This window comes from Methylomonas paludis (genome assembly GCF_018734325.1).
Classification (GTDB): Bacteria; Pseudomonadota; Gammaproteobacteria; order Methylococcales; family Methylomonadaceae; genus Methylomonas; species Methylomonas paludis.
The window spans coordinates 3,331,180-3,345,274 of sequence record NZ_CP073754.1 but is presented as its reverse complement, the minus strand read 5'-3'; the positions used below and the strand labels follow the sequence as shown (position 1 = coordinate 3,345,274).

The window sequence follows — 14,095 nt, the reverse complement described above, 5'->3', positions numbered from 1 at the left end:
CGCGCAATCCAGGCTGTAGCCTGCCAATAGGGGTAGGCTCGATTAATTAAAAGTAACCACGCTGCGGAGCCCCGATTCCTCTCGGTTTGATCAAGGCTACGGCTGCACTTCTCGGACAGGCTCCTGGCTTTGCATCCTGCTGTGTGATCAAAATCCGTTCAGAATGTCGCTAATCAATTGCGGCCCTTTATAAATCAGACCGCTATAAATTTGCACCAGACTGGCACCAGCCCTGATTTTTTCCTGGGCAGCTTCAGCACTGTCTACCCCGCCCGCTGCGATGATCGGCAGTCTACCCTGTAATTCGTCAGCCAAGCCGCTAACTACTCGGGTGGCGCCGGCTTTTAAAGGGGCGCCGCTCAGACCGCCGGTTTCCTTAGCCAATGGATGACCTTGAATGGCTGTGCGGGAGATAGTGGTATTGGTGGCGATCACGCCATCAATTTCAAATTCCGCCAGCAAACCGGCAATGTGGACAATTTCTTCATCGGTTAAATCCGGCGCAATCTTGACTGCCAAGGGTGTGTATTTGCCATGCTCTATTTGTAATTTAAGCTGTTCTTCTTTCAGGGCACTCAGTAATTGCTTTATTTCATCCCCCTGTTGTAATTGGCGCAGATTTTTAGTGTTGGGAGAAGAAATATTGATCGTAATATAACTGGCTGCCGTGTAACTTTTACGTAAACCCAGTACATAATCGGCTGTCGCGTTTTCAATGGCGACATCGGCGTTTTTACCGATGTTAATGCCTAAAATGCCCTGATAGCGGCGCTGCTGCACATTGTTTAACAAATGCTCAATACCCAGATTATTAAAGCCCATCCGATTGATAATGGCCTGATGTTCCGGCAGGCGGAACAGGCGGGGTTTAGGGTTGCCTGGTTGGGGTCTGGGCGTGACCGTACCGATTTCAATAAAACCAAAGCCCAGTCCACCCAGAGCATCCAGATAGTCACCGTTTTTATCCAGGCCGGCAGCCAAGCCCAGCGGATTTTTAAATTCCAAGCCCATCACCTGTACCGGCTTATAGACTGATGGTGGTTTGCTCAAAGCCGACAAACCGGTCTGATCAGCCAGTTTCAATAGATTAAGCGTCAAATAGTGCGCGGTTTCTGCATCCAGCGCAAAAAATAAGGGACGGAGCAGTGGGTATAAATTCATGGGCTGGCCTCAGGTTAGGGCATAGGGGCTGGGATCAATGGCTAGTGGCCGCTCCAGAATTAAGTCGGCCAGTAATTGTGCCGAAGCTGGACTCATTACCAGGCCATTGCGAAAATGACCGGCATTGATGCTCAGATTGTCAAAATCCGGATGAAAGCCAATATAGGGAATACCCTCTGGAGTGCCGGGACGTAAGCCGGCCCAATGATGGATTAGCTCAGATTCCTTTAATACCGGTAATAACTGCGTGGCAAACTCATATAGCGCCTGCTTGGCTGAATTTGTCGTGCTTTTATCAAAGCCGCTGACTTCTACCGTGCTGCCGGCCAGAATTTTACCGTCACGGCGCGGAATCAGATAATGATCGCCATCTAATACCATACAGGGCAGCGTATCTGGTTGGGCAGCAAATACCAGCATTTGACCTTTAACCGGCTGAATCGGTAATTCCACAGTTCCTGGCAGCAGGGTTTGCAACACATTATTTGTCCAGGCGCCGCTACAAATCACTAATTGCTGCAGACTAAAGCTTGCTGTAGAGGTAAGCAGCTGGGTAATGCGGCGTTGCCGGGTGTCAATGCGCTGAATGGCGGTGTTTTCCAGGAAAGTCACGCCCAAGTTCAGTAGATTGGCCTTTAGCGCCTGCAACAAACGCGGGTTACGAATCTGGGCAATACCCGGCAACCAGAGGGGTTGTTGAAGCTGGGTGTGTAAATCGGCTAACACCTGCTGTTCGGGGGGGTGCCAGTCTATATGGTAGTCATGGCACCAGGCGACCGCTTTGGCAAAGTCAGGATTTTTACAGATTAACATGCCGCAGTCGCGCCATTCGGGATCAATTCCAGTGGCTAGGCGTAATTCCTGGCTTAATCCGGGAAATTTTTTCAGGCTAAGGCTTACCAATTTGGAAATAGCCGGTGCCTGTCGCCATGGATAGATAGGCAATAGAATGCCGCCGCCAGCCCAGGATGATTCTTGACCGGTAGCTGATTTGTCAATAATGGTGACATTTCGGCCTGCCAGGCGTAACTCTCGCGCAGTCAGCATACCGCTTATGCCGCCGCCGATGATGAGTATGTCACTCGTTGTAGTCATTTAAAAATAGAGGCAAGGTGGCTGTTCAGATAGCTGGAAGGCTAGCTTTTGGAATGGCAATACACTGTACCAATTTTAAACTAGTTGTTGTTTTTTTTTGACAAATAAATGTCTGGCTTGGTCAGTATTGCGCAGATTATTGATATAAATCAAATTTTTTGCTTAAAAAAATATGTCACAAAACTTGTATGGCACCATGTTTACTGCTAGTATTTCAAGCGCGAAGAAATGCTGTACTGCTGCTATGCAAAAACAGATTAACAATAACAACCCTTGGGGGGTATAACAATGACATTTAACAAAACCCAATTGGCGCTCAGCATTGCTGCTGCGACTTTTTCTCTGGCTATCGTCGTGCCGCAAGCACAAGCTGATTCAAGCAATGCCAAACGTGTTGCTGAAGAAGCGGCTCAAAAAGCTCAGGCTCTGGAAGCACAAATGCAACAAATGTCCAGCATGATGCAATCCATGCAAGCCGAACTGAATCGTGTTAAAGCCGCTTCAGAAAAAGCTAATACCGAAACAGCCAAAGTTCAAGAGCTGGATCAATGGATGGCTTCTGTAAAAAGTACGCCAGAAGTCACTGCTGCTAAAGACAATCTGGTTGCTGTGCGTGGTGGCTGGGAAGTACTTGATCATGCCCGTGCCAATTATACCAGTTCTCTAAATCCAGGCGGTGTACTGTCAAGCAATGCTAATGCCCAAGGTTATTACTTTGGCGGTGCTTTCGATTACAATGTCAACAATGACTTGTTCGGTTTGGTTGATGATACTTCCTTCCAGGTTGAACTTGGTTTTGAATACTCACAATTCGGCAGAGGTGCAAATGCCTTGTCAGCGACCTATTTAGGCGGTGGCGTGGTTAATCCAAGCACATCAACTGATGCTCGCCTGCGTTTGAATGCTTCGCCAAAAATCAAATTCAACCATGGCGGCAAGCTGCGTCCTTGGTTGATTCCGGTCGGTCTGGAAATTAACATCCTGGGTGTGCCTTCAAACGCGGTTTCCGTGTTGAACTCCGGTATGCAATTCGGCGGTGGTGCTGAATACGACATCTTTAGAGGTATCGTATTAGGTGGTGATGTGCGTTATCACTATGCTACCAGTAATATCGATGGCGTTAATACCAATGGCGTCAGCACCGGCGGTTATGTTGGTTTCAAATTCTAATTTGTAAACTGTTAAATGCCGGAAAGGAGAAAGCCGCAAGGCTTTCTCCTTTTTTTATGTCTGCGTGTTGGAGCAGGTGGCTTACTGTTTTCGCGATCCTCTGCTTACTGGTCAGTTTAGAGCTTGTCTGGTTGGGCTCAAATTTACATTCATGGCCTGTTAGGGTATAATTGATATCGAATCGAAACTAATTTTTGATTGACTTCAAGATAAGCTAATGTTAAATCATCAGTATAAGCATTCCACTGTACAGGAACCACAAATGGCGGCAGAATGCCTGTTTTAATATCAGCCTACCCTCTTTTCACTAAAAACACGTTTTTATGCTAAAACCTGCCAAATTATTGTTAGAAAACAGAGCCTGGTGTGAAGATATAACGGCAAGAGATCCAGACTTTTTTGCTAATTTGTCCAGAGAACAAAATCCGGAATTTTTATGGATAGGCTGCTCAGACAGTCGGGTTCCTGCCGAAACCATCGTTAATGCCAGGCCCGGTGAAATTTTTGTGCATCGTAATATTGCCAATCAGGTCATCACCACAGACTTTAATTGTCTGAGCGTTTTGCAATATGCCATTTCTGTATTAAAGGTCAAACATGTCATTGTGTGCGGCCATTATGGTTGCGGTGGTGTCAGAGCAGCCTTGCAGGCGCAGAGATCCGATCTGCTGATTGCCAACCAATGGTTGCTGCATATCAAAGACGTTTATCGTTTGCACGAAGATGAGCTGGAAGCCATTGCTCCAGAGCTCAAGGTGGATAGACTGATAGAATTGAATATTATTGAACAGGTTTATCGGTTGGCTCATACTTCCATTATGCAATCGGCCTGGAAAAGTGGGCACAAACCCAGTTTGCATGGTTGGGTATACGGTCTGAAAGATGGCTTGATTAATGAATTGATTACCCTGGATCATAATACCTGGATAAATTCGATTTACCGATATGCCGAGTGATAAAGACTACTGCTTGCCTGGATAAAAGAAATAAACATGAAAAGGTCTGTTGAATATTATCTGTCACATTTACGTCAGGATTTGTCGGCTGGAATCGTAGTGTTTCTGGTGGCCCTGCCTTTATGCCTGGGGGTAGCCTTGGCATCAGGTGCGCCACTCTATTCTGGCGTCATCGCCGGCCTGGTGGGTGGTCTGATAGTCTCCTGGGCCAGCGGCTCACAGTTAAGCGTATCGGGGCCGGCAGCCGGTCTAACCGTGCTTGTATTTAATGCCATTGAGAGTCTGGGCAGTTTCAGCGGATTTTTATTCAGCTTGATGATAGCCGGGGGAATACAGATACTATTTGGTTTTCTCAAAGCTGGCGTGATAGCCGCGTTTTTCCCCGCATCCGTGATTAACGGCATGCTGGCAGCAATTGGCCTGATCCTGATTATCAAACAAATTCCGCATGCCACGGGTTACGACACCAGTATTGAGGGAGATGAAAGCTATATGCTGGAAACAGCCGAATCGAGTTTTTTTGAGCTATCTGAAGCATTGCAAGGCATTACCCCAGGTGTCACATTAGTGAGTGTGGTTGCATTACTGATTCTGATCATTTGGGATAGTGGGCTGGTAAAAAGAATCAAAGGCTTAAAGATGATTCCGGGGCCTTTGATCGCTGTGCTGTGGGGTATAGCCTATAACTATTGGGCCTTACGTTATCTGCCGGCTTGGGCGATAGGCGAAAAACACATGGTCTCGCTGCCGGAATATAGCAATGCCGCTGCTTTTCTGGATCAATTCAGTTTGCCGGATTTCAGTCATTTAAACAACCCTAAACTGTATAATGTGGCGGTCACACTGGCCATAATTGCCAGTCTGGAAACGCTGTTAAGCATAGAAGCGGTAGACAAACTCGATCCGCATAAACGCATCACACCGACCAATCGGGAGCTCAAAGCCCAGGGTTTAGGTAATGTCTTGAGTGGTCTGCTCGGCGGCTTGCCGATCACCGCTGTCATTGTGCGCAGTTCAGCCAATATAAATGCCGGTGGCCAAACCAGATTCGCCTGCTTTTTTCACGGACTGTTATTACTGATTAGTGTGCTGTTTTTTACCCACTTTCTTAAGACCATACCGCTGGCCTGTTTGGCTACCATTTTGCTGTACACTGGTTTCAAGTTGACCAAACCCCAATTGTATATACAGTTTTACCGGAAAGGCTGGAATCAGTTTCTCCCGTTTGTGATTACCGTGCTGGCGATTTTGCTGACAGATTTGCTGCAAGGGATCACCATCGGTATGGTGAGTGGCTTCTTTTTTGTGTTGAGAGCCAATTTCAAGACCTCGATAACCCTTACCCAGCATGGCTCGCATTATCTGCTTAGATTTCACAAAGACGCCTCGTTTCTCAACAAGGCGCTGTTACGCAAATATTTGCAGGATATACCGGATGACAGCGAAATACTAATCGATGGCTACAAGGCACATTTTATCGATGACGATATACTGGAAACCTTAAGTAATTTTTTGCTGGCTGCCCCGGATCGGAACATCAATGTCGAATTACAGGATATTAATGGGCTATTACCGTCCGAAGCCGCTGATGTTTAGGTTAAAGCAAGCCATGCTCGGCAAATGAATATGGGTTGCCGTCCCCGACAATAAAATGATCCAGCACCCTGATATCAAACAAGCCTAAGGCTTGTTTGAGTTTCTCGGTAATCTGTTTATCAGCCTGGCTGGGTTCATTGATCCCGGAAGGGTGGTTATGGGCAAAAATCACCGCTGCGGCATGATGAAATAAGGCGCGTTTCGCCACTTCGCGGGGATAGACACTGGCACCATCAATAGTGCCGCGAAACAATTCTTCCCAGACAATGACTCTATGCTGGTTATCCAGAAACAGGCAGGCGAAGACTTCATAACTTAAGCCGCGTAATTGGGCGCTTAAATAGGCCCGGGTAATTTCCGGGCTGGTCAAGGCATTGCCGCGTTGCAGAATTTCGCAAAAATGCCGGCGCGCCATTTCCAATACCGCCTGTAATTGCACATATTTGGCCTGCCCCAATCCGTGGCATTGGCAAAAGCGGGTCTGATCAGCATTCAGTAAGGCTTGCAAGGAGCCGAATTCGCTTAATAAATCCCTGGACATATCCACAGCCGATTTACCTATGGTGCCGGTACGCAGAAAAATGGCCAGCAATTCTGCATCCGTTAAGGCATTGGCGCCTCGTTGTAATAATTTTTCGCGTGGCCGTTCGTCAGCCGGCCAATCCTTGATGCTCATTCGGCAGCTCCCTATCAACAAAAAATATAAAGACATAGCACATGGCGGGAGAGTTTGCCATAATTAAGCCTAAAAAACAGCAGGTAACTCTCATTAATAAACGCATACTTCTAGTGGTTAGTGGCGGCATCGCTGCATATAAAGCAGCCGAGTTGGTGCGTCTGCTCCGTAAACAAGGCAGCGAAGTTCGAGTAGTAATGACTCATGCCGCTCAACAATTTGTCACGCCGTTAACTTTTCAGGCGCTGAGTGGGCATCAGGTCTACACCGAATTGGTGGCTGCCGGGCAGGAGCAAGCCATGGACCATATCCATCTGGCTCGCTGGGCCGATAATCTGGTAGTGGCACCGGCTACTGCGAATCTGTTGGCCAAGTTTGGACATGGTCTGGCCGATGATTTGGCCTCCACCTTATATTTAGCGGCAGCATGTCCGGTCATCGTTGCGCCGGCTATGAATCAGGCCATGTGGCATAAACCGGTAACCCAGGAAAATATAGCCAAACTTAAACAACATGGTGTGCAGTTCATTGGCCCAGTGGCCGGTGAGCAGGCTTGTGGTGAACAAGGCCTGGGGCGGATGGCGGAGCCGGAAGCCATTTGCCGCTATTTGTTCGGCAATGACCGGCGGCAATTGTTGCAAGGCCTCAATGTCAGTATTTCAGCCGGCCCCACCCGTGAACCTATCGATCCGGTACGTTTTATCAGTAATCGCAGTTCCGGCAAAATGGGCTATGCTCTGGCTCAGGTCGCCCGGCAAATGGGGGCAAATGTAACATTGATTAGTGGCCCGGTAAGTTTGTCTGCGCCGCCGGGCGTCAAGCTGTTACAAGTTGAAACCACCCAGCAAATGTATGAAGCGATCATGGCGGGTATCGCAGCGGCGGATATTTATATCGGTACAGCGGCTGTGGTCGATTATCGGGCGGCATTACCGGAAAGTCATAAAATCAAAAAACAGGCTGATCAGGCGATTATCAGTTTACAGAAAAATATCGATATTATTGCTGCAGTAGCCAGTTTGCCGAATAAGCCATTTACAGTGGGTTTTGCCGCCGAGACCCAGGGGTTGGAGGAATATGCGCTGGATAAGCTTAACCGGAAAAACCTGGATATGATTGCCGCTAATTGGGTAGGGAATGAAACTGAAGGCGGCTTTGACAGCGACCAAAATGCCCTGCAAGTGTTTTGGCACGGTGGCCGCCAAACGTTGGATATGACTTCCAAGTTACAACTGGCCGAGCAATTATTGGTACTGGTGGCGCAACGCTTTGCCGATAAATCGGCCACCAACTGATATAAGCGCCTATGCCCTTATATCATGCTGTGTTTTACTGTGATTTACTGTGATTGCCACGGCATCACCGGTACTGTTGAAATGCTGTTGGCTGGCGCACCGTCTATCAGTTTGCGGCTAATGGCCACATAGACCAGCGTTTTATGAGCATCGTCCCACATTCTCACTACCCGGGTTTCCTTAAACAAAATCGAAGTGTCTTCAGAAAACACAGTTTCATCTTTGGCTAACCCGGCCGGCACGCTGATCGGTCCGGTTTGACGGCAGGCCAGGGAAAACTGGGCCGGGTCCTGAGCCAGGCCTAAGGAGCCGGAAATGCCGCCGGTTCTGGCCTGACTTACATGACAGGTTACACCATTGATCTTGGGGTCGGAAAATGCATCTACACAAACCTGATGATTAGCGCCCAGTAATTTCCAGGCGGTAGTCACACAGCCTATGGTTTCGGCGCGGATATTGGTTGATAGCACAGTTAACAACACGAGTTGTAGCAGTATTTTCATGAGATTTGGCCAAACGGCAAGGAGTGAGCGTTACAGATAGCCACTATAAGCTATTTGGTCTTTCAAGCAAGATACTTTGATAAGAGTCGCCCTTGCACCTGCCATATGAGCAGATCAGGTCGCCCGCCGCCGCTCTACCTGTTGCGGGTCGGCAGTGATTTTCCGGTAAATCTCCACGCGATCACCATCCTTGACTACAGTATCGAGTTTGGAAATTTTACCAAAAATACCGACTTTTTGAGTTTCCAGATCAATTTCCGGATACTGATCCAGAATGCCCGATATATGTACCACTTCCACAATAGTGCTGTTTTCCGGCACATCAATTTTTAGCCAGATTTGCCGGTCAGCCTGTGCATAACACACACCAACATTCATAATTCGCCACCCTCCAATATACTATCGTTTAAATTGGCAAGGGGAGCCTGGGTTTTTTTCTTGAACTTTAGTTCCAGCAAGCGTTTGGCTGCCACCATGAAGCCCAGCATAATAAAACCACCCGGTGGTAAGGCCGTGAGTAGGAAGCCTTTGTAATCGTGGATGATAATAGTTTCCAAAAATTGAAAGCCTTCTCCCAGCAAAACTGAGGCATTGGCAAATAATGTGCCTTGGGAAGTAATTTCTCTGGCGGCACCCAAAATCACCATAGTAAGGGTAAAGCCGGCACCCATCATCAATCCATCCCACATGGAAGGCATAACTGCTTGTTTGGAGGCAAAGGCTTCAGCTCGGCCCAGAATCACACAATTGGTCACAATTAAGGGAATAAACAGACCTAAAACCTTATGTAATTCATGCATCCAGGCATTTAGAAAAATATCCACCAGCGTAACCAGCGCCGCAATCAACAGCACAAAAATGGGAATGCGAATTTCGGCAGGAATCAAGTGTCGGCTCACAGAGACGGCAGCACTGGCCGCCACCATCACCACCATAGTGGCCAGTCCCATGCCCAAGCCGTTGGTAGCGGTACCGGTGACAGCCAGCAAAGGGCACAAAGCCAAGTTTTGGGTAAGTACCACATTATTGTCCCATAAACCATCACGGGCAATTTTGCGGTAAGGAGCTGAAAATAAAATGGATGGATTCATATTTATATCTCGATAAATCTCGTCATCAAGCCCATAGGTTAAGGAGAGTCGGCCAAAATTTCTGCCTGATGCTGCTGGTAAAAATCCAGGCCGCGCTTAATCGCCTGAACTACTTTACGCGGGGTAATGGTCGCACCGCTAAATTGGTCGAAAACACCACCGTCTTTTTTCACTGACCACTGCTCCAAAGTCAGATTATCCAGCGACTTACCATTAAAGCTCAATATCCATTTGGATTTGCTAATTTCTATCTTGTCACCCAAACCAGGTGTTTCTACATGGGAGATGACCCGCACGCCTAAAATTTCCCCGTTTTTAGCAATACCCATCACCAGACTGATAGGTCCGGCATAGCCGTCCGGTGCCACAAATTTAAAACAAACCGCACTGATTTCACCCTGTTTTTTGGCTAAATACACTTCAGTTTGTTCGGTGCCCAGTTTAGCATCGGCAGAATTGATCAACACACTATCAGTCAACAAATTATTGTCGTGCAATGAGGGCGGCACCACTTGTTCCAGATTGGCTTGCAAATCTTCCTGCAGGCGTAGCTCAATCACCCCACGAGTGGCTAAATCCGCCAAACCCAGTAGAATCGCAGCCAGTAAAGCAAAACCAGCCAGTACCCCGGTCTGAAACTCAAGTTTAGGTCGTAACTGTTCCAGATGTGTGGGTTCCAACCAGATGACTAATTGTTGTTTGGTCCGCTCCAGCCATAATCTGGCCTTGTTAGCCATTTGTTTACTGTCAGAAGTTGAATTCATCACCGGCCTCAAGTATTGGAAATGTCGAGCGGCTTGCCGTTACGGTAGCGGCCATAGATGCGCGGTTTGATATAGTGATCGATAAGCGGTGTGACCGAGTTCATCAGCAATATCGCAAAGCCGGTGCCTTCTGGATAGCCTCCCCAGGAGCGAATCACAAAAATCAGTAAGCCGCAGCCTAAGCCAAACAGCAATTGTCCCAGCGGAGTATTCGGGCAGGTCACATAATCTGTGGCAATAAAAAATGCGACCAGCATAACTGCACCGGAATTCAGATGTGCCCAAGGGCTGAGGTAATGAGTACTGTCCAATAAATGGAAGACACTGGCCAGTACAAACAGCGTTGCCAATAAGGACGCAGGTATATGCCAGTTAATAATGCCTTGGCGCAGTAAGCCGATGCCACCGATCAGGATTAACAACGTTGATGTTTCGCCCAGACTGCCGCGCTCCCAGCCAATAAAAGCCAGAAATCCGGAGTAATCCGACAAAATTCTTGGTAAGGTCTGATTCTGTGAAAAGCCGGTTTTTACTAAACCCAGGGTTGTCGCACCAGTGACAGCGTCAGCATTTTCCAGGCCGGAAAAAGTCAGGCTAAAACTGTCGATCAGGCCGGGCCCGGTAAACAGCGGCGTAACATTGGCCCAACTGGTCATTTCTATGGGAAATGAGATCAGTAAAGCCACCCTGGCCAGCATGGCCGGATTAAACAAATTTTGTCCCAGACCGCCATAAACCTGTTTACCTAATACGATGGCAATGCCGGCACCGCAAACACCTATCCACCACGGCGCCCAGGGAGGTAAACTCATGGCGATCAGTAAGCCGGTCAATATTGCCGAACCATCGCGTAAATAAAACCCGGTTTTCACACCTTTTAATTTCAGGCAAGCAGCTTCAAAACCAATGGTCGATATCACGGTAACCAGCAGCAGAAATAAAGCCGGCCAGCCAAATAAAAAAATACCCCAGGCAACTGCCGGTAATAAAGCGATGATTACCTGCCGCATGATCTGATCAACCCGGCGGCTGGCCACCACATGAGGGCCGCTAATTAATTTATTGCTCATACTGATTCCTCCTTAGCTTGTTGCGCGGCTTTTTGGGCAGCCAAGCGGGCGGCACGTGCCTCCTGGGCGCGTAGGGCTTCAGCTTCATTTTCCAGTCGAATCCGCTCCATACGCTGGCTGCGCTCATTGATCAGGCGCTTGGTCTGTTCGCTTTTATGCTCGGCTTGCTGGCGCTTTACCAATTCCCCGGAGGCAAATTTAAAATAATGCACCAGAGGAATATTAGATGGACAGATATAAGAGCAACTGCCGCAGCTGATACAATCTTTCAATCCCAGATCTACTGCTGCTTCCAGTTGATTAGCACGAATCCGGCTGGCCATTTCCAATGGTAGCAAGCCAACCGGACATACCGATACGCAACTGGAACAGCGAATACAGGCCTGAGTCGGCGCTTCCTCAATCTCGGCTTGAGACAGGGCCAAAATCCCGTTACAAGCTTTAACTACCGGGACTTCGGCATGAGGTAATGCATCGCCCATCATCGGTCCGCCCATCACCAAACGGGCTACTTTGGTTTTATCTACCCCGCAAAATGCCAATACTTCCGACATTAAGGTACCGATAGGTACTTCCACATTACTAGGATTAGTAACAGCTGCACCGGAAACAGTGACTACCCGGCTAATCAAAGGCTGACCCAGGCATACGGCCTGATACACAGCATAGGCAGTCGAAACATTGTGTACCACCACGCCAATATCGGTGGCTCTGCCATCTGCCGGGATTTCCAGGCCAGTCAGATAACGTAGCATTTGCCGGTCCCAACCCATCGGATAACGGGTAGGAACCTGTTCTACACTAATCTCGGCATATTCACGGCAGGCTGTTTGCATGGCTTGAAATGCGGCAGATTTATTGTCTTCGATACCGATGATGGCTTTAAGTGCCTGCATCCCGCGCAGCATCAGGCGGATACCGGTAACAATTTCTGCGGCACGCTCCTGCATCATGCGGTCATCGCAAGTCAGATAAGGCTCACATTCGCCGGCATTAATCAACAGCGTGTGAATTTGATTTTTTCGGCCCAGATTCAGCTTGACGGCAGAAGGGAATACCGCACCGCCCAAACCAACCACTCCTGCACCACCAACCCGCATACAGATTTCTTCTGGATCAAGTCGAAAAGGGTCCTCTGCCACAAACGCAGTTTGCCATTCCTCCAGGCCATCACTTTCCAATACCACAGTACGCACCGGCAAAGCCGATGGGTGAGGAGCCGGAAAGTCTTTGACATCGATAATTGTGCCCGATGTTGGTGCGTGTACTGGTGCTGAAATGGTGCCTTGGCTATAAGCCAGCAACTGCCCCTTCAGAACTTTTTCGCCGACTTTGACCACCGGTTCGGCCGGTTTTCCTACATGCTGCTGTACCGGAATATACAGCTTTTTCGGTAGTGGAAAATGGGTGGCTATCGGTTTGTCGGTAGTGGGCTGTTTATGTTCTTCAACATGAATGCCTCCCCGCAATCTTGGATTTTCTAAAAATGCCAGCATCAATAAACTCCCTTAGGCCGCCATAGGTTTGGGCCAGCGCCAGTTACGTAAAGTCACTTCAATCGGATGCATCTGCAAGCATTCAGTTGGACAGACCTCCACGCATTTTTGACAACCGATACAAGCATCAGCAACCACAGCATGTATCTGTTTGGGAGCACCGACGATAGCATCGGTAGGGCATACCTTGAAGCAGCGGGTACAGCCGGTACAGGTTTCTTCACTAACTCTGGCCACCATAGGCTCTTGGTCTTGGGCATTGCTTAAATCAACCTCAACACCCAATAGTTTAGCCAATTGTTCGATCAGCGCAGTACCGCCCGGAGGACACAGTGTCACTGCGGCGCTGCCGGATACAAGGGCTTCTGCTGCCGGGCGGCAGCCGGGAAAACCGCATTGACCGCATTGCGAACCCGGCATCAAAGCTTCAATCTGCTCTACCAGTGGATCGGATTCCACTTTCAGGTATTTGGCGGCGATTCCCAGACTAAGGCCCAATAACAAGCCCAATGCAGTTAAAATCACGATGGCAGATAGAACGTACATAATGTGCCTCTTATTTGCTGTAAAGCCCTGCGAATCCCATAAACGCCAGCGACAAAATACCGGCAGTGATAAAGGCTATCGGCGTTCCCGAAAAAAGTGCCGGTACTGCCATGAGCGCCAATCGTTCACGCAGTCCGGCAAAGAGCACCATCACCAGAGTAAAGCCCAAAGCTGATCCAAAGCCGAACAACAAGCTTTGGATGAAATTATATTTTTCCTGAATGTTGAGTAAGGCTACTCCTAATACGGCACAATTCGTGGTAATCAGCGGCAAAAAAATCCCCAGTACCTGATAGAGTACCGGGCTGGTTTTATGGATAACCATTTCGGTAAATTGCACAACGGCAGCAATTACCAGAATAAACCCCAAAACTCGCAAAAAACCAATGTCAAAAGGTATCAGCAAATGATGCTCCAATACCCAGCTTGCCGCCGAGGCCAGAGTCAAAACAAAAGTGGTTGCCAAACCCATGCCTAGCGCGGTGTCCAGTTTATTTGACACCCCCATGAACGGGCATAGGCCCAAAAACTTGACCAGAACCACATTGTTGACCAGTGCCGTACCCAAAATTAATAGTAAATATTCGCTCATAGCCATAAATCCGGTAATTTGCTAACAGAACAGCATCATTTATGCCAATGCCTTACAGGCGGGAGTAAATGCCGATTTAGTGCA

Annotated in this window: 15 protein-coding genes; 4 read left to right on the top strand and 11 right to left on the bottom strand. The window is 48.3% G+C overall.

Going from position 1 to position 14,095, the window contains the following annotated elements; translation table 11 throughout:
• Nucleotides 1-147 precede the first annotated feature (147 nt).
• Entirely contained in the window at nucleotides 148-1,161 is a 1,014-nt protein-coding gene (locus KEF85_RS15250) for a quinone-dependent dihydroorotate dehydrogenase (protein WP_215582040.1), read from the bottom strand.
• Between the two features lie 9 nt (nucleotides 1,162-1,170).
• Nucleotides 1,171-2,256, bottom strand: a complete 1,086-nt coding sequence (thiO, locus tag KEF85_RS15245; RefSeq protein WP_215582039.1) for a glycine oxidase ThiO — start codon at nucleotides 2,254-2,256, stop codon at nucleotides 1,171-1,173.
• 288 nt (nucleotides 2,257-2,544) lie between these two features.
• Here thiO and KEF85_RS15240 point away from each other — a divergent pair, with 288 nt between their 5' ends.
• The 3 genes from KEF85_RS15240 to KEF85_RS15230 all read left to right on the top strand — a co-directional run bounded on the left by KEF85_RS15240 (nucleotide 2,545) and on the right by KEF85_RS15230 (nucleotide 5,978).
• A complete protein-coding gene (locus KEF85_RS15240) occupies nucleotides 2,545-3,426 on the top strand; it encodes a porin family protein (protein ID WP_215582038.1) in 882 nt (293 codons plus the stop codon).
• Nucleotides 3,427-3,749: 323 nt separating this feature from the next.
• On the top strand, nucleotides 3,750-4,382 hold the full coding sequence (gene can, locus KEF85_RS15235; protein WP_215582037.1) for a carbonate dehydratase: 633 nt from the start codon (nucleotides 3,750-3,752) through the stop codon (nucleotides 4,380-4,382).
• A gap of 36 nt (nucleotides 4,383-4,418) precedes the next feature.
• On the top strand, nucleotides 4,419-5,978 hold the full coding sequence (locus KEF85_RS15230) for a SulP family inorganic anion transporter (protein ID WP_215582036.1): 1,560 nt from the start codon (nucleotides 4,419-4,421) through the stop codon (nucleotides 5,976-5,978).
• Nucleotide 5,979: 1 nt separating this feature from the next.
• Here the strand turns inward: KEF85_RS15230 and radC are convergent, their stop codons facing one another.
• Nucleotides 5,980-6,654, bottom strand: a complete 675-nt coding sequence (radC, locus tag KEF85_RS15225) for a RadC family protein (RefSeq protein WP_215582035.1) — start codon at nucleotides 6,652-6,654, stop codon at nucleotides 5,980-5,982.
• A 41-nt stretch (nucleotides 6,655-6,695) separates the two neighbouring features.
• Between radC and coaBC the strand changes: the two genes are divergently transcribed.
• Nucleotides 6,696-7,949: a bifunctional phosphopantothenoylcysteine decarboxylase/phosphopantothenate--cysteine ligase CoaBC gene (gene coaBC / locus KEF85_RS15220; protein WP_215582034.1), complete on the top strand. Its 1,254-nt coding sequence runs from the start codon at nucleotides 6,696-6,698 to the stop codon at nucleotides 7,947-7,949.
• 44 nt (nucleotides 7,950-7,993) lie between these two features.
• Here the strand turns inward: coaBC and KEF85_RS15215 are convergent, their stop codons facing one another.
• The 8 genes from KEF85_RS15215 to rsxA all read right to left on the bottom strand — a co-directional run bounded on the left by KEF85_RS15215 (nucleotide 7,994) and on the right by rsxA (nucleotide 14,011).
• Nucleotides 7,994-8,452 (bottom strand): CreA family protein, encoded by a 459-nt coding sequence (locus tag KEF85_RS15215; protein ID WP_215582032.1) that lies wholly within the window; start codon nucleotides 8,450-8,452, stop codon nucleotides 7,994-7,996.
• A gap of 114 nt (nucleotides 8,453-8,566) precedes the next feature.
• Entirely contained in the window at nucleotides 8,567-8,830 is a 264-nt protein-coding gene (locus KEF85_RS15210; RefSeq protein ID WP_215582030.1) for an RnfH family protein, read from the bottom strand.
• Nucleotides 8,827-9,543: an electron transport complex subunit E gene (locus tag KEF85_RS15205; protein ID WP_215582028.1), complete on the bottom strand. Its 717-nt coding sequence runs from the start codon at nucleotides 9,541-9,543 to the stop codon at nucleotides 8,827-8,829. The genes KEF85_RS15210 and KEF85_RS15205 overlap by 4 nt, the downstream gene beginning before the upstream one ends.
• A 38-nt stretch (nucleotides 9,544-9,581) precedes the next feature.
• Complete coding sequence (gene rsxG / locus KEF85_RS15200) at nucleotides 9,582-10,307, bottom strand: electron transport complex subunit RsxG (protein WP_343222113.1); 726 nt, start codon at nucleotides 10,305-10,307, stop codon at nucleotides 9,582-9,584.
• A gap of 8 nt (nucleotides 10,308-10,315) precedes the next feature.
• Complete coding sequence (locus KEF85_RS15195; RefSeq protein ID WP_215582026.1) at nucleotides 10,316-11,377, bottom strand: RnfABCDGE type electron transport complex subunit D; 1,062 nt, start codon at nucleotides 11,375-11,377, stop codon at nucleotides 10,316-10,318.
• Nucleotides 11,374-12,873, bottom strand: coding sequence for an electron transport complex subunit RsxC (rsxC, locus tag KEF85_RS15190; protein WP_215582024.1), 1,500 nt, complete (start codon nucleotides 12,871-12,873; stop codon nucleotides 11,374-11,376). The genes KEF85_RS15195 and rsxC overlap by 4 nt, the downstream gene beginning before the upstream one ends.
• A 12-nt stretch (nucleotides 12,874-12,885) precedes the next feature.
• Complete coding sequence (gene rsxB / locus KEF85_RS15185) at nucleotides 12,886-13,419, bottom strand: electron transport complex subunit RsxB (protein ID WP_215582022.1); 534 nt, start codon at nucleotides 13,417-13,419, stop codon at nucleotides 12,886-12,888.
• Nucleotides 13,420-13,429: 10 nt separating this feature from the next.
• Nucleotides 13,430-14,011 (bottom strand): electron transport complex subunit RsxA, encoded by a 582-nt coding sequence (rsxA, locus tag KEF85_RS15180; protein ID WP_215582020.1) that lies wholly within the window; start codon nucleotides 14,009-14,011, stop codon nucleotides 13,430-13,432.
• Between the last annotated feature and the right edge of the window lie 84 nt (nucleotides 14,012-14,095).